We start from the raw sequence: 20,324 nt of genomic DNA, 5'->3' as shown, positions 1-20,324 counted from the left end.
TCTTATAAAAAGTTTAGTAATTTGCTTTATTTGTAAGATTTACTACAAAACCCGCTATTTTCTAATAAGAATCACTACATCTCTACATTATTTTCATAATAAAACCAACTCCCGTATATGGAGTTGGTTACTTATTCCCTATCGGTATTAAACGAGCATCACAAGTTCTTTCATAAAACTCAATCGGACCTGCTTGTCCAATAATTGCATATTCATATCCTTCTTGCTTCATACTCTGTAAACAAATATGTAACAATTGCCTCCCTACACCTTTTACACGATTTTGTTTCGCTATACCCATTGGACCAAATAATCCTTTCTTTCCTCTCACTACATCATAACAAGCAAAACCTACTATAACTTCTTCTTTTTCCGCTATATAAATAGGTGAATTTTCTTTATATGTACGAAATCCATACTCTATCGAATGTAACCACCGTTCACCAAATTCTGCTTCAACAAAACTTGCTAATTGTTCAAAATCAGAAGCGTTAGCCTTTCTAACAGTACAAGTTAAATCATTATAAATAGGAACAAAACCTTTTAAATCGACTGCTAAATCTCTTGGCTCAGCTATAATACGTAATATATCTCTTTGCATCTGTGCATTTTCAACAACTGGATTTACACGAAATAATGCATATATAACATGTCCTTCATTCATTATTGCTTGTTGAAAACGTTCCATACGTTTCTTCGCTATTTGTAAAATTTCTAGCGTCTTATGTGATAATTTATATTGTCCTATTTTTTTATAATCTTGATCCGTTAAATCATATTGTTTTCGTAATGAAAGTTTTTCTAAAAAATCCGTACCCACGTTACGAAACAAATACATATACAACTCGCTGCATACGCCAGTACCTTCTTTACACATGCCAATAAATAAATGAACTGGTTGAATGATATTACATTCTGTCTCTTCTGCTGCACTCTTCAATATGTTATGCACACGTTTTGTAAATTGAAATTCCTCCATATGTATCTCCCTCCCCTACTTTACTATTAAACCGTAACTATAAATAAGTGAAACAATGATTCCAACTACTAATATACCTGGAAGTAAATTTGCAACTTTAATTTTAATAAATCCCAGTAAGTTCAATCCAATAGCGGCTATCATAATACCGCCTGTAGCTGTCATTTCTACTATAAATTGATTCATTAATCCTTTCGGGACCAAACTATTAATTTGTGTTGCAAAAACTGCAATGCCACCTTCATATAAAATGACTGGAATCGCTGAAAATACTACGCCAATCCCTAGAGTTGTCGTTAATATAATAGAAATAAATCCATCGATAATTGCCTTTGTAAATAAAATATCATGATTGCCACGAATACCGCTGTCGAGTGCACCAAGTATCCCCATCGCGCCAATTGCAAATATTAAAGTAGCTGTTACAAAACCTTCTGATATACTCCCTTTCCCTTTCGATCCAACTTTATTTTCTAGCCAATCTCCTAACTGTTTTAACTTTCCCTCTAATTGTAACCATTCCCCGATGACGGTACCAATTACTAAACTTAGTATGACAACAAGAAAATTTTCACTTTTCAATGCCATTTGAAGTCCAAGTACAGTAACCGCTAAACCGATTGCATGCATAATTGTTCCCTTCATACTTTCTGGTATTCTACTAAATAATTTACCTAGTAAAGTACCAAATATAATGCAAATCCCATTTACAACCGCTCCTAATATAACCATTTCTCATTCTTCACCCTTCGAATTCTTTATTTCTATATTTTGGTTTATTCATTGATTTACAGGTTATCTATATGTTAACTTAATATTGAGAATATTAACAAATATTTTTTCAATACATAAACCGCATTTTTTATATCTGTACATAAACCAATTACTTTTTGTAGACTCATTGCTAATTTAATTGCGGGATAAACTCAAAAGGGAAGGTATTTATGAAAACTTTACTAAAACGATTTCTGTTAATAGCCTTTTGCATTACACCAATTGTTTTATTAATTAACTACTCTTTTACTTCAAAAGCGAAAGACAAACCTGATTTGCAAAACAAATCTAGTAAAACCGCTTCAACAAGTGAAAAGAAAATAGAAGACCCGGAAATCACACTCACCTTTTCTGGTGATACAATGTTCGATTGGCAATTACGTCCGGTAATCGAAAAAAACGGGGCTGACTATCCATTCCAGCATGTAAAAGAAGAAATAACAAAAGCTGATATTTCCTTCGTTAATTTAGAGTCAGCATTTACAACGAGAGAAAAGAAAGCACCTGGACAATTGTTTTGGATTAAAAGTGATCCATCCACACTTCAAGCTATAAAAAACACTGGATATGACATCGTAAATATTGGGAATAACCATACACTTGATTATGGTCAAGAGGGGTTACTAGACACAATCTCTCATGTAGAAAAATTAAAGTTCCCTTATATCGGAGCCGGGAAAAATGCAAAAGATGCATATACAGCACGAGAAATGACTGTAAAAGGGAAAAAGTTCAAATTTCTTTCATTCGTCCGATTTATGCCTGATACGAATTGGATAGCTGGTGACAATAAACCTGGTGTTGCCAACGGATATGATTTAAATCTTGTAACAAAAACAATTAAAGAGCAAAAGAAAGATGCAGACTATTTAATCGTCTATATGCATTGGGGCGTTGAAAAATCAAATCGTCCGGTAGAATACCAAAAACAATATGTACCTAAAATGGTTGAAGCAGGAGCTGACGCGATTGTCGGGAGTCACCCGCATTGGTTACAAGGATTTGAGTATTATAATAAAGTTCCTATCGCTTATTCATTAGGTAACTTTTTATTCCCAAGTTATGTGAGTGGGAAAAGCGCTGAAACTGGCGTTTTAACTTTAACTTTTAAAGGAAAAGATGTTCAAATGTCATTCAATCCTTACACCATTCGTAACAACCAAGTTTCCCCTGTGAATGAGGAGGAAAAGAGAAAAGCTCTACAATACTTACAAACAATTTCAACTGATGTAGAAATTGATGATACAGGGAACATAAAAAACAAACGGAACTAGACAGCTCAAAATCTATTTCTCTGTAATACACTTTATAGAAGAGGTGATGAATATGCTGAAAGATTTATTAGAAAATGTAAGTTTGTTAGAAAACATTTATAAAATTTCTATAGCCGTTCTACTTTTATGTTCATTTTTCTCTGTTAGACTTCTAAAAAAAATAAAACGTGAACGAAAGCTTACTACCTTTGAATTTACTATGTATGTAATCATTCGTATTGCAATATTTTTTTGGTTAACTAGCTTTATCCTTCTTGAATTTAATGAGTATCTAGTTTAACTATAAAAAAGATAGAACAAGCATTATATTTCCCCGCTTGTATCTATCTTTTTGATTTGGATGCTAACTCTTTCCTTCTATTAAATAAGTAAATCAAACAAAACAGGATTTTTATTAAGCTCCATAAATTGAATATTATTTTCTTTAAAACGGATAATTAACTGCTCGTAATCTTCTTTATGTTTTAACTCTACCCCGACTAATGCTGGACCATTTTCCTTATTATGTTTCTTAATATACTCAAAGCGAGTAATATCATCTTCTGGCCCTAATCCTTTATCAAGAAATTCTCTTAGCGCACCTGAACGCTGTGGGAATTCAATGATAAAATAATGCTTTAACCCTTCGTAAATGAGAGAACGTTCTTTCATTTCTTGCATTCTATCAATATCATTATTCCCACCACTTAGCGTACATACAACGGTTTTACCTTTTATTTCATCTCTATATAAATCAAGCGCTGCAATAGAGAGTGCACCAGCTGGTTCAGCTACAATTGCATTTTTCTTATACAGTTCTAAAATCGTTGTACAAACCTTTCCTTCTGGTACTAAAACAATATCATCAATTACATCTTTACACGTTTCAAATGTTAACTTTCCTACCTTTTTAACAGCTGCCCCATCAACAAAACTATCTATTTTCTCCAATGCGACATTTTCATTTTGAAGAAAAGCCTCTTTCATAGATGCAGCTCCCATTGGCTCTACACCAATGATCTTTGTAGCAGGACTAACACCTTTCACATATGTACCAACTCCTGATGCTAATCCGCCACCGCCAATTGCTGTAAAGATATAATCAACCGTTTTCTCCATATCATGCATAATTTCAACTGCGACTGTCCCTTGACCAGCAATAACATATGGATCATCAAATGGGTGAACAAACGTCATCCTATTTTTTTCACAATAGCGCTGTGCTTCTTGGAAAGAGCTATCAAATGTATCACCAACTAATACAATTTCCGCAAAATTACCACCGAAAAATTGTACTTGTGACACTTTTTGTTTAGGTGTCGTCGTCGGCATGAAAATTTTTGACGGAATCTTCAATAAATTACATGTATAAGCTACTCCTTGCGCATGATTACCAGCACTTGCACAAACAACACCGTTTTGTAATTGCACTTTCGGTAAACTTTGAATTAGATTATACGCACCACGAATTTTGAAAGAGCGAATCAATTGTAAGTCTTCTCGTTTTACATAAACGTCACAATCATATTTCTCAGATAAAACTGTATCACGTTGTAACGGTGTTTTAATAACGATATCCTTCATGCAATTATGAGCCATTAAGATATCTTCAATTTTCACTCTCTCCTTTACCTTTTGCACCATTATATATCATCCTTATCTCTTTTAAATTGGCTCAATCAAAATTTGGGACTTTTAAGACTGCACCTGTATTCGCCGACGTTACCATCTGTGCGTAGCGCCCAAGCCATCCCGTTTTCACTTTTGGTTCTGGTCGTTTCCATTCTTTTTTACGCTTACCTAATTCTTCATCACTAACTCTTACTTCTAACACTCTTTCCTCAACATCGATACAAACGATATCCCCTTGCTTGAGAAGTGCAATCGTTCCGCCGGCAGCTGCTTCTGGCGAAATATGTCCTACTGAAATACCACGTGAAGCTCCAGAGAAACGTCCATCCGTTAATAGCGCAACATCTGCACCTAATCCCATGCCAGCAATTGCTGACGTTGGTGCTAACATTTCCGGCATACCAGGACCGCCTCTTGGTCCTTCATAACGAATAACAACTACATCTCCTTTTTTAACCTTCCCAAGCATAATGCCGGCAAGCGCCTCATCTTGTGAATTAAAAATAACACAAGGTCCTTCAAATCGTTTTACTTCAGTTGCCCCGCTTTTAATAACTGCTCCGTCTTTCGCAAGGTTTCCTTTTAATATACGTAATCCACCTTCTTCACTATGAGGATTTTCAAGAGAATGAATCACTTCCTTATCTTTAATCTCTGCATGAGCAATGTTTTCTCTTAATGTTTGCCCCGTAGCAGTAATACGATCTAAATGAAGTACCCCTTCTTTTCGGCTCATCTCTTTCAAAATGGCACTAATCCCGCCCGCGCGATCAATATCTTCCATATGCCAATTGGACGCAGGGCTTACTTTACATAAATGTGGTACACGTCTTGAAACGGCATCAATACGGCTCATTTCATAATCTAGTCCTGCCTCATGTGCGAGTGCTAGTGTATGTAACACTGTATTTGTTGAGCCGCCCATCGCCATATCAAGCGCGAACGCATCATCAATTGCTTCTTCCGTTACAATGTCTCGTGGTTTAATATCTCTTTCAATTAAAATCTTTAATTTTTCTGCTGCTTCTTTAATTAACTCCTCACGTCTTGGATCAATGGCTAAAATACTCCCGTTACCAGGAAGTGCTAAGCCTAATACTTCACATAAACAGTTCATAGAGTTCGCTGTAAACATACCGGAACAAGAACCACAAGATGGACAGCCATGATCTTCAATATCTTTTAATTCTTCTTCTGAAATTTTCCCAGATTGATAAGCTCCTACTCCTTCAAAAACGGAACTCAGATCAACAACTTCTCCTTTAGATGTTTTTCCTGCTGCCATCGGGCCGCCCGAAACAAACACAGTCGGAATATTAATACGTAGTGCAGCCATCATCATACCTGGTGTAATTTTGTCACAGTTTGGGATACAAATCATGCCGTCAAACCAGTGTGCATTTACAACCGTTTCTACTGAATCTGCAATAATTTCACGACTCGGAAGCGAATAACGCATACCAATATGCCCCATCGCAATACCGTCATCTACTCCAATTGTATTAAATTCAAATGGAACCATACCCGCTGCACGCACTGCTTCTTTAACAAGTTTCCCAAACTCATTTAAGTGCTTATGACCTGGAATAATTTCAATAAAAGAATTACAGATAGCTATAAACGGTTTATCAAAATCTTCATCTTTTAAACCGGTTGCTTTTAATAAACTACGATGCGGCGCTTTATCAAAACCTTTTTTAATCATGTCACTTCTCATCTTGTCAAATCCCCTCTTACATATTTTTCATTTATACTCTCTTACTCTATTTCTTTACTAATTCTTTCGGTGCATGAATCCAGCTCATCATTTCACGAAGCTCTGCTCCTACTTTTTCTAACCCATGATTTTGTTCTGCTTTTTTCATCGCATTATACGTTGGACGCCCTGCTTGATTTTCTAAAATCCATTTCTTCGCGAATTCGCCTTGCTGAATCTCTGTAAGTACTCGTTTCATCTCTTTCTTCGTTTCATCTGTAACAATTCTCGATCCTGTTACATAATCCCCAAACTCTGCCGTATCTGAAATAGAATGGCGCATGTTCGTTAAACCACCTTCGTACATTAAATCAACGATTAACTTTAATTCATGTAAACATTCAAAGTATGCAATTTCAGGGCGATATCCGCCTTCCGTTAATGTTTCAAAACCAGCTTTCACAAGTGCAGTTACCCCTCCGCAAAGTACAGCTTGCTCTCCGAATAAATCCGTTTCGGTTTCTTCTTGGAATGTCGTTTCAATTACACCTGCACGTGTACACCCTACAGCTTTTGCATACGCAAGTGCTACATGTAAAGCTGTGCCTGTTGCATCTTGATGCACTGCGACTAATGCTGGAACACCATTTCCTTCTTGAAATACACGGCGAACGAGATGACCTGGACTTTTTGGCGCGACCATCGCTACATCTACGTAACTTGGCGGATTAATTTGGCCGAAGTGAATGTTAAATCCATGTGAGAAAAGTAACATTTGTCCTTCACGAAGATTCTCTTCTACCTCTGCTTTATACACATGAGCTTGCTGTTCATCTGGCAGTAACATTTGTACAACTTGTGCGGTTCGAACCGCTTCTGATACAGACATTACTTCAAATCCATCCGCTTTCGCTACTTCATACGACTTACCAGGACGAACACCAACTACAACTTCTACACCAGAATCACGTAAATTTTGCGCTTGTGCATGACCTTGTGATCCATAGCCAACTACTGCAACAGTTTTCCCTTGTAGTAAATCTACATTTGCATCTTTCTCATAATACGTTTTCATATTCCATACACTCCTTATAATGTATTTACTTGTAGTACATCAATTAATTTTTTCAACTGACTAACAAGTAATGTCGCTTCATTTTCAGTACAAACTGCTGTGAGTTTCATTTCAGAAACACCATTATTATCTCTTTCGTTTAAATGTAAAGAAGAAATATAATAACCACGCCGAGCAAAAATCCCACTTATACGTAATAAGACGCTTGGCTCGTTATGAATAACGAGTGAAAAAGTATGACTCATTCTTCCCACCTCTTCATAATCATTTCGTTATTCCCTTTATTTGGTGGAACCATCGGAAATACGTTTTCACCTTCTTCTACACAAAAATCAACTACGACAGGTCCTTCATGAGCAAATGCTTCTAACATCACTTGTTTCGCCTCAGTTGAATTTGTCGCTCTTAACCCTTTCACTCCATAAGCTTCTGCCACTTTCACAAAATCTGGCGATCCAATTTTCGACTCTGATAATCGATTTTCATAAAACATTTCTTGCCATTGCCTTACCATCCCTAAAAATTTATTGTTTATAATAAATACTTTTACAGGGATGTTATTTTCAGCAATTGTTTGTAGTTCTTGAATATTCATTTGAAAAGAAGCATCACCCGCAATACAAATGACGAGTTCTTCTTCTTTTGCAAGCTGAGCACCAACTGCCGCCGGGAAGCCAAATCCCATCGTTCCTAATCCACCTGATGTTAGAAAAGTCCGCGGGTTTTTCGCTTTATAAAAATGTGCAGCCCACATTTGATGCTGTCCTACTTCTGTCGTAACAATCGCTTCACCATTCGTTAATTCACTTACTAAGCTAATAACATGCTGTGGTTTTAACTCACTTTCTTTTTGATTATAGGAAAGAGGGTATTCCGCTTTCCACTCCTCGGTTTTCGTAATCCATTCATCTGTCTGTGTACAAATCGGCATATGTAACAACATGTGTAACGCTTTTTTCACATCTCCAACAACTGGATATTCCACAGTTACATTTTTATGAAACTCCGAAGGATCTATATCAATATGTACCTTTTTCGAATGCGGAGAAAAGAGTTCTAATTTTCCTGTTACACGGTCATCAAAACGAACACCTAAAGCAAGTAATAAGTCACATTCTGTTACTGCCATGTTTGCAGCGTACGTTCCATGCATACCGAGCATTCCTAAAAATAATGAATCTCCCGGCGGATACGCACCCAGTCCCATTAAAGTTGACACGACTGGAATACGATTTTCTCTTGCAAATTTGATTAGTTCATCAGATCCACCTGAATGAATGACACCTCCTCCAATATAAAGAAGTGGACGTTTTGATTTTGAAATTGCTTTAGCCACCTCTCTAAGTTTCATGCTGTCTGGTACGAGTTCTGGTTTGTACCCCGGAATATCAACTTCTTCATTAAAGAAACTGGTGACTTTTGCATTTTGAACATCTTTTGGAATATCGATTAATACTGGTCCCGGTCGTCCGCTTTTGGCGATGTAAAAAGCTTCTTGCACAATTCGTGATACATGATTTACATCACGAACTTGGTAATTATGCTTCGTAACAGGTACTGTAATTCCGACAACATCCGCTTCTTGAAATCCATCTTTACCAATTAAAGGCGTTGCAACTTGCCCTGTAATGACAACTAAAGGAATCGAATCCATATAAGCATCTGCTAAGCCCGTAACTAAATTTGTCGCCCCTGGGCCAGAGGTAGCAAAGACTACCCCGACCTTTCCAGAAGCTCTCGCATATCCTTCTGCCGCATGAATGGCAGCTTGTTCATGACGAGTTAAAACGTGCTTCAAACCACTTCCGTATAACGCATCGTATACTGGCAAAATCGCTCCACCCGGATAACCGAAAACAGTCGTTACACCCAATTTCTTCAAACATTGAATCACGTGCCCAGCGCCTGTCATTTCTTCATACTGTAACTTCTCATACGCTGTATACTGCTGCTTCATTTCAATTAACTCCTCTCTTTATTTATGCTAAGCTTTCCGTCAGCCCGGGGACACGTACTCCTCTTTCTCTCGTTAATTTTTTAAATTCCTCTGTCAATTGTTTTGTTACACTTCCTGGTTTCCCATCTCCAATTTCTCTTGAATCAACTTTTACAACTGGAATTAATTCTGCTGCCGTTCCCGTTAAAAATACTTCATCTGCTACATATACGTCATGGCGAGTAAATGGCCTTTCCTCACATGGAATGTTAAGTCGCTCACATAGCTCGATAACACTATTTCTCGTAATACCTTCTAGTGCTCCTAAATAAGAAGGCGGTGTTAACACTTTTCCATCTTTCACAACAAAAACATTGTCTCCAGATCCTTCACAAACATATCCTTGCTGATTTAACATAAGTGCCTCTAGCACTCCTGCTTGTGCCGCTTCAATTTTTACAAGTACGTTATTTAAGTAGTTCATTGACTTAATACGTGGGTCTAAAGCATCTGGCGTGTTACGTCGTGATGCAACAGATACAACGCTTAGTCCGTTATCGTAAAATTCTTGCGGGAATAACTTTAATTGTTCTGCAATGATAATAACGCTCGGTTTCACACAACTTCTCGGATCGAGCCCTAAGTCACCTTTTCCTCTTGAGACAATTAATCGAATGTAAGCATCAGCGTATTCGTTTTTTTGAAGTGTATGTAAAACTGCTTCTTCCATTTCTTCAACTGTCAGTGGGATTGTAAGTAAAATAGATTTTGCCGATTCATATAATCGTTTTACATGTTCTTTTAAACAAAATACATTTCCACCGTAACTACGAATTCCTTCAAATACACCGTCTCCGTATAAAAAACCGTGATCATATACTGAAACAACCGCCTTTTCTTTTTCTACAAATTCCCCATTCATATAAATGTACTGGTTTCCCATCTCACATCGCTCCTCTTTTTCTCTCTATTTTTGCAATCCATTTCTATATCGATTGCTGAGATGAGTGATTTTTAACAGAATATTCAGTATATAATTCTTAAAAATATACTCGTCTCAACAATCGATTACATACATACTTGTAGCAATCCATTGCTGAGACGAGGGAATCGTGGTACCACTCAGCTTCCTTACACTTCTCACGAAATATAAGCTCTGCAAGTCCAATTAGACTTTTGTTTTTCTATCGGAAACAACTCCGCTACTTTTTACTAGTTTCAAAAGTAGTACTCCGAGGTGATCTTCAAAGACTCGATTGTTACCACCCTCACAGCCTAGGGGTAGCTCTCTGAAACAATGCCTATCATTTACTCTCCTCTTCTACGCATTCTCTTATTCAATTTTTTAAAATAAAAACTCTCGCCTCAGCAATCAACTACTACAATTTAGTAGCTTTGATTGCTGAGGCGAGAGTTTCGCGTTACCACTCAGCTTCCTTATACTTCTCACGAAATATAAGCTCTGTAGGTCCAATTAGACCCCCGTCCTTTTACCGGAGACGATGCCGTCGCCCTCTACTCAGTTTCCCTTTCGCAAGCGATGCTCCGAGGTGATCTTCAATGATTCGATTGTTACTACTCTCACAGCCTTGGAGTAGCTCTCTGAAACGATCATAATCATCTACTTTCCTCTTCTTTGCATATACAATATATAAAGTTAGAAAATTCTTAATTAACTTTTATTTGTTACACGTATTATAGGACGTTGTTCTTTTCATTGTCAACATGTTTTTTAAAGATTTTTTTAATAATACATATATTTTTGAATCTTTTTTATTGCTCAATAAAATTTTTTGTATAATACTATATAAAACACATATATTTAGGAGGATTACAGCAATGTCCGAAAAAACATACGAACTCGCAACCTTCGCAGGCGGTTGCTTTTGGTGCATGGTAAAGCCATTTGATGAACTTCCTGGTATTCATAAAGTACTTTCCGGCTATGCAGGTGGTCATGTAGAAAACCCAACATATGAACAAGTTAAAGCTGGTACATCTGGTCATTTAGAAGTCGTACAAATTACATTCGACCCTTCTATTTTTCCATATAAAAAATTACTAGATTTATACTGGCCACAAATCGATCCAACTGATGATGGCGGACAATTCTTTGACCGTGGTCCATCTTATCGCACCGCTATTTTTTATCATACCGAAACACAAAAAGAGCTTGCTGAAAAATCAAAACAAACTCTTGGAGAAAGCGGTATGTTTAAAGAGCCAATCGTAACTGAAATTCGCCCAGCTGCACCTTTTTATGAGGCTGAAGAATACCATCAACATTTCTATAAAAAGAACCCAGAGAAATATGCTACTGAGCAAAAAGAATCTGGCCGCGAAGACTTTATAAAAGAAAATTGGCAAAAAAAATAATAAAAACGCATCGTGCTTTTTAGTACGATGCGTTTTTATTTTTGATAAAAGTACCATACAATGATAAAAACAACAGCTGTTAATGCCCAAAGTACTATCTCGTTTTTCACCCTACTCTTTTTCTGATTCATTCCATCCCCTCCTAGTAACAATTAAACATAGTCAAGACTTCTTTTGTTCAATTGTCCACTGGATAAAAGTAAATAAATCCTTACATATTCTTATAATAAAACCACCAATAATTCCAATTGCAATTGAAATTAATAACATCTGTCCAAAACTAAAAGAATTTGTGTACGTTATGTAGAGAACGATACATATAAGTAAAACATACGGTAAAGAAAGTAAAAACCTTTTTAACATTCCTTTATCTCCCCTATACTTTATTTATATCGTCTACTGTAGCTTTGAAATAAAGTTGGTTCAAAAATTCCATTTAGACAATCATTTTACGAAAAAAGAATACGAACCTCTATTAAAAGGAATTCTTATCTACATATCCTATTCCATAATTACTCCTAAAATAGAATAATATTACTAGTGATTTATTGTAAATTAACTATTTAACAGGCAATCGAATGTTGCGCCAGCTACCTACATCGCATTGGCCATATGTATTATCGCCTACTGCTACCACCGTGCCATCTAATTTCAACCCGACCGTATGCGCACAACCAGCCGCTATTGCTACAATATCTCGCCAATCACTTATATTACATTGACCATACTCATTCCATCCCACCGCCACAACGGTACCGTCTGATTTCATTCCGATTGTATGATTCGTACCAGCTGCTATCGCTACAATACCTCGCCAGGCACTTACGTCGCATTGGTTATGTTTATCATTCCCCACTGCAATCACTGTGCCGTCCCCTTTAAGGCCAACAGTATGAAGATACCCAGCCGCTACCGCTACAATATCTCGCCAGCTGCTCACATCGCATTGTCCATATCGATTATTCCCCACCCCCATCACTGTGCCGCCCACTTTAAGACCGACTGTATGCCAGTCACCCGCCGCCGTAGCCACAATATTTCGCCAGCTGCTTACATTACATTCTCCTTCTTTATTTCGCCCTACTGCCATTACCGTTCCATCCAGTTTAAGGCCAATGGTACGACGCCACCCAGCCGCTACCACTACAATATTATGCCAGTCGTTCACATCACATTGACCATGCTTATTCCATCCCACCGCTTCCACAGTATTATTACTTTTAAGAGCGATTGTATGAGCATTACCTGTGTTCGTCGCCATATGAACATTGCCCGCTACGACGGCTTCAATCTCACACCAACTGCTTACATTGCATTCTCCTTCTTTATTTCGCCCCACTGCCACAACTGTGCCATCCGATTTAAGAGCAACGGTATGACCACGACCTGCTGCTATCGTATCTTTAGGCCACCGTTTCACTTTTAATACCTCTTCTTTCGGTGAAATATAATTCATGTTTACCTCCTTGCATATAAACAACCGTGTCCAATTAGATATTTTCATCAAATTTCATTATAAATGACCTGACTTTTTTATAAATCTACAGCTACAAAAGAAACCTGTTATTACTTCTTCCAAAATAAAGACCTCCAGTTTAAGCGCTAGAGGTCTTCCATTTTATTTCTTTAATCTCTCAATAAAATCATGTAATTTATCAAGTGACTTCATATTATGATTACAAGCTACACCATCTTTGCAAATATAGTTTCCCTTTTTCACGAAAGTTCCTGGTATATCACCTTTAATTTCAACTAAAAACATCCCAACTTCTTCATGCCCATGACATAATGAACAAATGCTCTTTTTATTTAAACTTTGGAACGTTCCTTGCAGACCAACAAACTTATTTTTATCATTTTTTGCTATAATAAATTTCCTGCTTGATCCTTTATCAATCCAGCTTAAATAAGATATTTCTTTCATATCTATTTCTTCCATATCAGGAAGTTTTAACTTTTTCGCTTTAGGAAATAGTTTTTTTAATGTTTGCGCTGTAACTTCCTGAAACGGAATAACATACGGATTTATTTTCATTAAAAACGATTCTGCATCTTCTCTATTTTGAACTGTTAATACCGTATCAATTAACTCTTTCTGCTCATCCGTTAAATTCTCAAATACATGTAGTATCTTTTCAATCGCAAGTGATTTTAACGCTTGAATTACCCCTCTATCATTTGCCGTTGCATGCCCATTCGCTAAAATATAAGCTTGTGATTTTATAAAATTGTATTGATCACTTCTAATAAAAGCTTCCATCTTTATCACTCCATACAAATTGTTGATCTAGTTTTATTGTATACAATGATTACGTTTTTTGATATGTAAAAGATAACTTAGAAACAAACATTACATACATCACTTATTCTCTACCGCTGCATTTCCTGACAAAAGAAGCCATCATCTGTTTTCCATTCCGCATATAATACGTCTTCAAATTTAGTAATTCCTTTTTGCTTTATTTGCTTATACAGCCATCCTTCATCAAAGCCCGCTTCTCTCAAATTATCTTTCACTACTTTTCCATCACTAATTAATGAAATTGGTAAGTATACAGGCTTATGTTTTAAACTTAAATCATTTATAGTGGGAGATTCGTATTTACTTTTTTTCAGAACACTTATATTTCCGTTAGGTTCTAATATCATATATTCAACTTCTCGGATTGAAAATATATCTTTTTGTTGCCTAAGCATTTGTTGTAATTGGTTAATGTCCAAATGATTTACACTTAATTGTTCACGATCAATCTTTCCATTACGGATAATAATGGAAGGATATCCTTCAAAAAACTTTCTTGTTCCTCTTATTTTTTGCGTTATCACTTCTATTGTATAAATTAAAATTACCCATACAAATACTGAATATAAAATAGACCACACTTTAATTTTAGGGTCATATATTGAATTTCCAACGAGCTCACCAAGGACGATAGCAGAAATAAAATCAAAGGGTGTTAGCTGAGATATTTGTGTTTTCCCTAGTATTTTTGTAGCAATTAATAGAACAAAGAAACCAATTAAAAGCTCTATCGTTATTTGTCCAATATGATTCATACATGTTCACCTTTCTACTTTTCAAGTGCTCTGTATACCATTTTATAAAAAAACGGCACATTTTTTTCTATTATCATGCCCGTTCACATCTCATATATCCAATACATATAAAACAAAAAGAGTCTGATTCAAAGTAATATGAATCAGACTCTTTTCCTCTTATTTAGAATACACAATCTTTTTAATCGTTTCTCCGGAAAGAAAATACTCTTCTGCAAGTTGATGAATAGCAATTCCACTTTTAAACGCTTCTTTAATGGCTTTGTTTCTTTCATCTAACTGTTTTCTTCCTCCAGATCGTGTCCCCCATTTATAATGTTTCGTTTCTTGTTTTGGAATGTAAATTGTTTCACCTTGTATATACTTTTGAATTTCAGTAATTAAACTCTCTGGTAAAACTGCCTTAGCTTTTACGTATTTCATTTCTGCTCGCCCCTTATTTTTTATGGTTCATTTCAATAAGGTGCAAAGCCAAATACAAAAAATGATACAAGCTCATTTTGGCGATGAATTGTATATTACTTGTCTACCTCACGCAAAGTATCGCCGTTTCCATACTTGGCTTTGCATGAGACGCTGCAGTGTCTGGCAATTGAATTATAATCGCCATGTAAACACCTCCTAATATACCTTTTTCATTACATTATATGATAAATTCCTTCCCCTTGCATCCACATCCTTTTTAAAGCATGAAATTACTTAGTTTGATATAATACTTTTTAGTCCAATCAAAAACTATAGTGAGGTTGCGTTATGAAGAAGAAAAAAATCATTACAATCTTTACAATATTCATTATTACTGTAGCATTATTCGGAACATACAAATTGATGAATGCAAGAAGCTTTCAATTATTTGGAGATTTAACAAATAGAGTAGAAACAAATGAAAAGGTGATTGCTTTAACTTTTGATGATGGCCCTACTAATAATGTAAAACAAATATTACCGCTACTAGATACATACAATGCAAAAGCTACTTTCTTTTTAATTGGAAATGAATTAGAGAAAAACCTATCGTTTGGAGAATCTATCGTACAATCTGGACACCAAATTGGAAACCATACATATTCTCATAACAGAATGGTTTTTAAAACACCTTCTTTTATTAAAGAAGAAATAGAAAAAACAAATTCATTAATCCGCCGAATAGGATTTACAGGCGAAATTGATTTTAGACCACCTAATGGAAAAAAATTAATTGGACTACCATATTATTTAAATAAAAATAATATCGAAACGATTACATGGGATCTTGAACCTGATACTTTTTATAAATCTGCTGCTGATAAAATTGAATATGTTAATAAAAATGTAAAACCAGGTTCTATCATTTTACTGCACTCTATGTATGATGAGTCTAATGAAAGTTTACAGACCATTGAAGGTATTTTAGACTCTTTATCTAAGAAGGGCTATCAGTTCGTAACAGTAAACGAACTACAAAAAAGAACAAAGTAAGAAAGGTAGCGTATCATACAATGATACGCTACCTTTCTGTTTAAATAATGCCCAGTACATTTAAGAATACGATAATAATCGCAATTGGTGCGATGAAGCGAAGTAAGAATAGCCATGATACGAATAATTTATAGCCTTTATTTTTACTTACACCAAGCTCTTTCATTAATACATCTTTCTTCATTTTTAAAGGAACAAAGATAGAAACTAATAAAACACCAAGTGGCATTAATACGTTACTAACTGCATAATCCGCTAAATCAAAGACTGTCTTTCCGAAAATTTTCAGGTCACTTAATATACCAAATGATAATGCTGATGGTACTCCAACACCGAAGATTAGTAATCCTACGATTAAAGCCATTTTTTCACGTTTCCCTTTACCTTTTGCAGTTAAAGATGCAACGCTAATTTCTAACATCGAAATTGCTGATGTAATAGTAGCGAAGAAGAATAGTAATAAGAAAACGATGAAGAATAATTTTCCGAATGCCATTTTACTGAAAATAGCTGGCAGTACGATAAATAATAGTCCCGGTCCTTGAGATGGTTCCATTCCAAATGCGAACACTACTGGGAAAATTGCAAGTCCTGCAAGTAATGTAATCACAAGCGTTAAAGCTACGATAGAAAATGCTGAACGCGGTAAACTTTCTTCTTTCGGTAAGTATGAGCTATATGTTACCATTACTGCTACTCCGACTGATAGTGAGAAGAACGATTGTCCCATCGCATATAAAATAACTTCTGATGTTACATGTGAGAAATCAGGTTGTAAGAAGAAACGAACGCCTTCTCCAGCACCATCTAACGTAAGTGCACGAACGATTAATACAAAGAATAAAACGAATAGTGCTGGCATGAAATATTTATTTACTTTTTCAACACCATTTTGTACACCTTTACTTACGATAAAAATAGTAATAAGGATGAATAATAGCTGTGATCCAACGGCTAAATACGGATTGGAAATGATTTCACCAAACGTAGCTTCGTATGCGCCATTTCCTTCCCATAGTCTACCTGTAATTGCATTCCATAAATATAATAAAATCCAGCCTCCTACAACACTGTAGAAAGAAAGTAATATGAAACAAGTTACAATCCCTAATTTCCCTAACCATGGCCATAATGTTTTTGGTGCGATTTCTCTATACGCATCAACAGCCTCTTTTTGTGTACTTCTTCCAATTACGAATTCAGCTAATAATAGCGGTAAACCAATTAATAATGTGAAACCGATGAAAATAAGGAAGAACGCGCCGCCCCCTCCAATTCCGGCCATATACGGGAACTTCCAAATTGCCCCTAGACCAATCGCTGAACCTGCCGCAGCTAATACGAAACCTAATTTCGATGTCCATTGCTGTGAATTCATTTGTTAATCTCCTCTCTTTATCTTTTTCTGTTTTACAATTCGGTATTTATATTGTTCTATCCACACTCTTTTCTAATACGTTCACTTCCTCTCTACTAATAAAAAACGCCCCTACGTAAATACGTAGGGACGACAAAAATATCGCGGTACCACCCTAGTTATGAAGATACAACAAAGTTAGGACCTAAATAAAAAACGCCCCTACGCAAATACGTAGGGACGATAAAATATCGCGGTACCACCCTAGTTATGAAGCCACAACAAAGTAAGACCTAAATAAAAAACGTCCCTACGTAAATACGTAGGGACGATAAATATCGCGGTACCACCCTAGTTGTGAAACAATCTTCACCACTTTATTTGATAACGGTATAAACTACCGTCTTTCATTTCCTCATAATGTGAGATTTATGAAAGATGCTCCAGGACGAACTTCATGAATAATCTATATACTGATTCACACCAACCATCAGCTCTCTGAAATAGGGAGATATTCACTACTATACCCTTTCATTGCCCAAATATTATTTTCCGAATTGATTACTATCATTTTTATCATACATTAAAAATAGTGTCAACTTATATTTTGAATTTTTATGTATTACATTCTATTTAAAAATTCAAAATATGACTTTTAAATGAATAGTATTAGAACATTTATGGTTTATACTGTATTAACTTCCCTAGCAGGTTTATAGTAGTATACGATGAATGCAAGACAGCAAGAGTAGGAGGAAAGAATTTTGTCTACGTCAAAAGTTTTAAAAGGAACTGCTTTATTAAGCGGGGCCACAATGATTTCACGTATATTAGGTTTTATATACTTCTTCCCTTTTCAATTACTAGTTGGAACGCAAGGGGTTGCTTTATATGGATATGCATACTCTTGGTACGGTATTTTATTAAGCTTTTCAACAGCGGGTATTCCTATTGCCGTTTCCAAATTCGTTGCAAAGCATAATGCGCTTGGTGATTATAGTACAAGCAAAAAATTATACAATTCTAGTGTAAAATTAATGTTGTTTATGGGCTTTTTAGGATTTTTAATTTTATTTATTGGAGCACCGTACATATCACAATTTATTATTCGCTCGAAAACGCCAGATCCACAATTTATCGCTGACGTAACACTTACGATGCGAGCATTAAGTTTTGCACTTATTATCGTACCAGCTATGAGTGTTACACGTGGTTATTTCCAAGGTTTTCAACATATGAAACCAAGTGCTGTTTCTCAAGTCGTGGAACAAATTGCACGTGTTGTTTTCATTTTAGTTGGTAGCTTCATCGTCTCAAAATTATTAGGGGGTTCAGTAGCTTCTTCAGTTGCAGTTGCTACGTTTGGAGCTGTTATCGGAGCACTTGCAAGCGTCTCTATTTTAATGATGTACTGGAAAAAATATAATGGGTTAAAACCTCCCGAAGGTGAATTAAAATCAAGAGCATCGAATATCCCATTAAAAAATATTTATATAGAATTACTTCGCTATGCAATCCCAATTGTATTTGTCGGCATCGCAATTCCACTTTACACGTTAGTAGATCAATATACTGTAGCTGATGTCCTTAGAGCGATGGGAGAGCCGTTAGAAACAGCAAATGCAGTTTTCGCTTATATAACGAACTATGCCCAAAAGTTAATTATGATTCCAGCTTCACTTGCAACTGGATTCTCCTTAACGATCATTCCGGCTATAACGAAATCTTATACAAGCGGGAAATTAGAAGAATTACAAGAACAAATTTCAAAGATATTTCAAGTCTTGTTATTCTTCACGATCCCGGCTGCATTCGGTCTTGCTAGTATCGCTTACGATGCATTCCGTATGGTTTATGTAAATCCTGAAATTGCACTTGGTGGATCACAATATTTAATTTCATTCGCACCGTCTGCTATATTAAGTGCGATTTTCACAGTTTCAGCAGCTATTTTACAAGGAATCGATTATCAAAGAAAAACAATGATTGCATTCTCAGCCGGGATTCTCGTTAAAGTTGTAGTAAATACACCGCTCTTACATTTATTTGGCGGACACGGTGCTGTACTTGGAACTATTCTTGGATACCTCGTTTCAAATAGTATTATGTTGTACTGCATCGTTAAGTTTGCGAAATTTAAAATTAGTGAGACAGCAAAAACAGTATTTCTTATTACAATTTACTCCGCAGCAATGTCTGCTGTTGTAATTGCATTAAAAGCAATTTTAACATGTTTAATTCCTGGACAATCTTATATCGAATCACTTCTCATTGTCGTTATATGTGGCGCTGCAGGAGGGATTGTTTACCTTTTATTCGTATTAACAAGTGGACTTGCTTCACATATTCTCGGTGATAAGATTCAACGATTACCCGTATTAGGTAAATTAATCAAATAAAAAAGAGGTTGTCCCAAAAGGTCGTTAAAAACGAACTTTTGGAGACAACTTCTTTTATTTTTCCTGTATATGGATAAAAACCCCAATCATAAGTAGAAAAACAATGGGTTTTCTACTTATGATTGGGGTTTTTCGCTTTTAATTGGGCTGTTGTTGTCCATTTCCGTAAATTATGGGCAACACAAATAAGACCCCATTCTAGTCGATTTTTAGAAAGGCCCCGCAAGGAAAAACGTTGGAAGAAACGATTGTATTTAATATGACCAAATACAGGTTCCACCTCTATTTTTCGCTTTCCATATAATTCTTTACCTTCTTTTGTACGTAAACGT

Annotated in this window: 20 protein-coding genes and 3 other annotated features; of the genes, 5 read left to right on the top strand and 15 right to left on the bottom strand. The window is 35.9% G+C overall.

The annotated features are described in order from the left end of the window. Positions 1 to 127 precede the first annotated feature (127 nt). Both ACTFSI_RS09310 and ACTFSI_RS09305 read right to left on the bottom strand, forming a co-directional pair. The gene (locus ACTFSI_RS09310) at positions 128 to 979 is read right to left on the bottom strand and encodes a GNAT family N-acetyltransferase (RefSeq protein ID WP_000390882.1); all 852 of its coding nucleotides are present in this window, start codon (positions 977 to 979) and stop codon (positions 128 to 130) included. 15 nt (positions 980 to 994) lie between these two features. Further along, on the bottom strand, positions 995 to 1,711 hold the full coding sequence (locus ACTFSI_RS09305) for a DUF554 domain-containing protein (RefSeq protein WP_000236045.1): 717 nt from the start codon (positions 1,709 to 1,711) through the stop codon (positions 995 to 997). Positions 1,712 to 1,923: 212 nt separating this feature from the next. On the opposite strand from ACTFSI_RS09305, the gene ACTFSI_RS09300 reads away from it, so the two are divergent. Next, positions 1,924 to 3,027: a CapA family protein gene (locus ACTFSI_RS09300; RefSeq protein ID WP_138322173.1), complete on the top strand. Its 1,104-nt coding sequence runs from the start codon at positions 1,924 to 1,926 to the stop codon at positions 3,025 to 3,027. Between the two features lie 52 nt (positions 3,028 to 3,079). Continuing rightward, positions 3,080 to 3,307 carry a hypothetical protein gene (locus ACTFSI_RS09295; RefSeq protein ID WP_138322174.1) on the top strand — a complete coding sequence of 76 codons (228 nt, stop codon included), beginning with the start codon at positions 3,080 to 3,082 and terminating at the stop codon, positions 3,305 to 3,307. 80 nt (positions 3,308 to 3,387) lie between these two features. Here ACTFSI_RS09295 and ilvA read toward each other — a convergent pair whose 3' ends face one another. The 6 genes from ilvA to ilvE are packed head-to-tail and all read right to left on the bottom strand — an operon-like array spanning position 3,388 to position 10,288. Next, positions 3,388 to 4,650: a threonine ammonia-lyase IlvA gene (ilvA, locus tag ACTFSI_RS09290; RefSeq protein ID WP_138322175.1), complete on the bottom strand. Its 1,263-nt coding sequence runs from the start codon at positions 4,648 to 4,650 to the stop codon at positions 3,388 to 3,390. Between the two features lie 31 nt (positions 4,651 to 4,681). Then, entirely contained in the window at positions 4,682 to 6,355 is a 1,674-nt protein-coding gene (ilvD, locus tag ACTFSI_RS09285) for a dihydroxy-acid dehydratase (protein WP_138322176.1), read from the bottom strand. A 46-nt stretch (positions 6,356 to 6,401) separates the two neighbouring features. Then, positions 6,402 to 7,409, bottom strand: coding sequence for a ketol-acid reductoisomerase (gene ilvC / locus ACTFSI_RS09280; RefSeq protein ID WP_000861125.1), 1,008 nt, complete (start codon positions 7,407 to 7,409; stop codon positions 6,402 to 6,404). Positions 7,410 to 7,423: 14 nt separating this feature from the next. After that, on the bottom strand, positions 7,424 to 7,654 hold the full coding sequence (locus ACTFSI_RS09275; protein WP_000019911.1) for an ACT domain-containing protein: 231 nt from the start codon (positions 7,652 to 7,654) through the stop codon (positions 7,424 to 7,426). Then, the gene (gene ilvB / locus ACTFSI_RS09270) at positions 7,651 to 9,366 is read right to left on the bottom strand and encodes an acetolactate synthase large subunit (protein ID WP_138322177.1); all 1,716 of its coding nucleotides are present in this window, start codon (positions 9,364 to 9,366) and stop codon (positions 7,651 to 7,653) included. The genes ACTFSI_RS09275 and ilvB overlap by 4 nt, the downstream gene beginning before the upstream one ends. Positions 9,367 to 9,388: 22 nt before the next feature. After that, positions 9,389 to 10,288: a branched-chain-amino-acid transaminase gene (ilvE, locus tag ACTFSI_RS09265; RefSeq protein ID WP_138322178.1), complete on the bottom strand. Its 900-nt coding sequence runs from the start codon at positions 10,286 to 10,288 to the stop codon at positions 9,389 to 9,391. A 151-nt stretch (positions 10,289 to 10,439) separates the two neighbouring features. Continuing rightward, positions 10,440 to 10,678, bottom strand: a binding site (T-box leader). Between the two features lie 67 nt (positions 10,679 to 10,745). Continuing rightward, positions 10,746 to 10,991, bottom strand: a binding site (T-box leader). A 193-nt stretch (positions 10,992 to 11,184) separates the two neighbouring features. On the opposite strand from ilvE, the gene msrA reads away from it, so the two are divergent. Beyond that, positions 11,185 to 11,721 (top strand): peptide-methionine (S)-S-oxide reductase MsrA, encoded by a 537-nt coding sequence (gene msrA / locus ACTFSI_RS09260; protein ID WP_098298634.1) that lies wholly within the window; start codon positions 11,185 to 11,187, stop codon positions 11,719 to 11,721. Positions 11,722 to 11,883: 162 nt separating this feature from the next. Here the strand turns inward: msrA and ACTFSI_RS09255 are convergent, their stop codons facing one another. From ACTFSI_RS09255 to ACTFSI_RS09235, 5 genes are all read right to left on the bottom strand, one after another. Continuing rightward, positions 11,884 to 12,084 carry a hypothetical protein gene (locus ACTFSI_RS09255; RefSeq protein WP_000919322.1) on the bottom strand — a complete coding sequence of 67 codons (201 nt, stop codon included), beginning with the start codon at positions 12,082 to 12,084 and terminating at the stop codon, positions 11,884 to 11,886. Between the two features lie 196 nt (positions 12,085 to 12,280). Beyond that, positions 12,281 to 13,177: an RCC1 domain-containing protein gene (locus ACTFSI_RS09250; RefSeq protein ID WP_440045355.1), complete on the bottom strand. Its 897-nt coding sequence runs from the start codon at positions 13,175 to 13,177 to the stop codon at positions 12,281 to 12,283. Between the two features lie 162 nt (positions 13,178 to 13,339). Further along, complete coding sequence (locus tag ACTFSI_RS09245; RefSeq protein ID WP_000387087.1) at positions 13,340 to 13,981, bottom strand: FusB/FusC family EF-G-binding protein; 642 nt, start codon at positions 13,979 to 13,981, stop codon at positions 13,340 to 13,342. 110 nt (positions 13,982 to 14,091) lie between these two features. Next, positions 14,092 to 14,778 carry a DUF421 domain-containing protein gene (locus ACTFSI_RS09240; protein ID WP_001015529.1) on the bottom strand — a complete coding sequence of 229 codons (687 nt, stop codon included), beginning with the start codon at positions 14,776 to 14,778 and terminating at the stop codon, positions 14,092 to 14,094. A gap of 159 nt (positions 14,779 to 14,937) precedes the next feature. Further along, the gene (locus ACTFSI_RS09235; protein ID WP_000878319.1) at positions 14,938 to 15,201 is read right to left on the bottom strand and encodes a CD3324 family protein; all 264 of its coding nucleotides are present in this window, start codon (positions 15,199 to 15,201) and stop codon (positions 14,938 to 14,940) included. Positions 15,202 to 15,531: 330 nt separating this feature from the next. On the opposite strand from ACTFSI_RS09235, the gene ACTFSI_RS09230 reads away from it, so the two are divergent. Further along, a complete protein-coding gene (locus ACTFSI_RS09230; RefSeq protein WP_440045354.1) occupies positions 15,532 to 16,236 on the top strand; it encodes a polysaccharide deacetylase family protein in 705 nt (234 codons plus the stop codon). 40 nt (positions 16,237 to 16,276) lie between these two features. Here the strand turns inward: ACTFSI_RS09230 and ACTFSI_RS09225 are convergent, their stop codons facing one another. Beyond that, positions 16,277 to 17,614, bottom strand: coding sequence for a sodium-dependent transporter (locus ACTFSI_RS09225; protein WP_440045353.1), 1,338 nt, complete (start codon positions 17,612 to 17,614; stop codon positions 16,277 to 16,279). Positions 17,615 to 17,914: 300 nt separating this feature from the next. Continuing rightward, positions 17,915 to 18,137, bottom strand: a binding site (T-box leader). A gap of 220 nt (positions 18,138 to 18,357) precedes the next feature. Between ACTFSI_RS09225 and ACTFSI_RS09220 the strand changes: the two genes are divergently transcribed. After that, positions 18,358 to 19,992, top strand: coding sequence for a putative polysaccharide biosynthesis protein (locus ACTFSI_RS09220; protein ID WP_440045352.1), 1,635 nt, complete (start codon positions 18,358 to 18,360; stop codon positions 19,990 to 19,992). Positions 19,993 to 20,104: 112 nt separating this feature from the next. Here ACTFSI_RS09220 and ACTFSI_RS09215 read toward each other — a convergent pair. Further along, positions 20,105 to 20,324, bottom strand: a 220-nt coding sequence (locus ACTFSI_RS09215) for a transposase (protein WP_440045351.1), incomplete at its 5' end; no start/stop codon positions are given.

The sequence above is a fragment of the Bacillus cereus group sp. MYBK101-2 genome (genome assembly GCF_051918845.1).
In the GTDB taxonomy this organism is placed as follows: domain Bacteria; phylum Bacillota; class Bacilli; order Bacillales; family Bacillaceae_G; genus Bacillus_A; species Bacillus_A paranthracis.
Note: the sequence above shows the minus strand (reverse complement) of the source record. Positions and strands in the feature narration are given on the sequence as shown.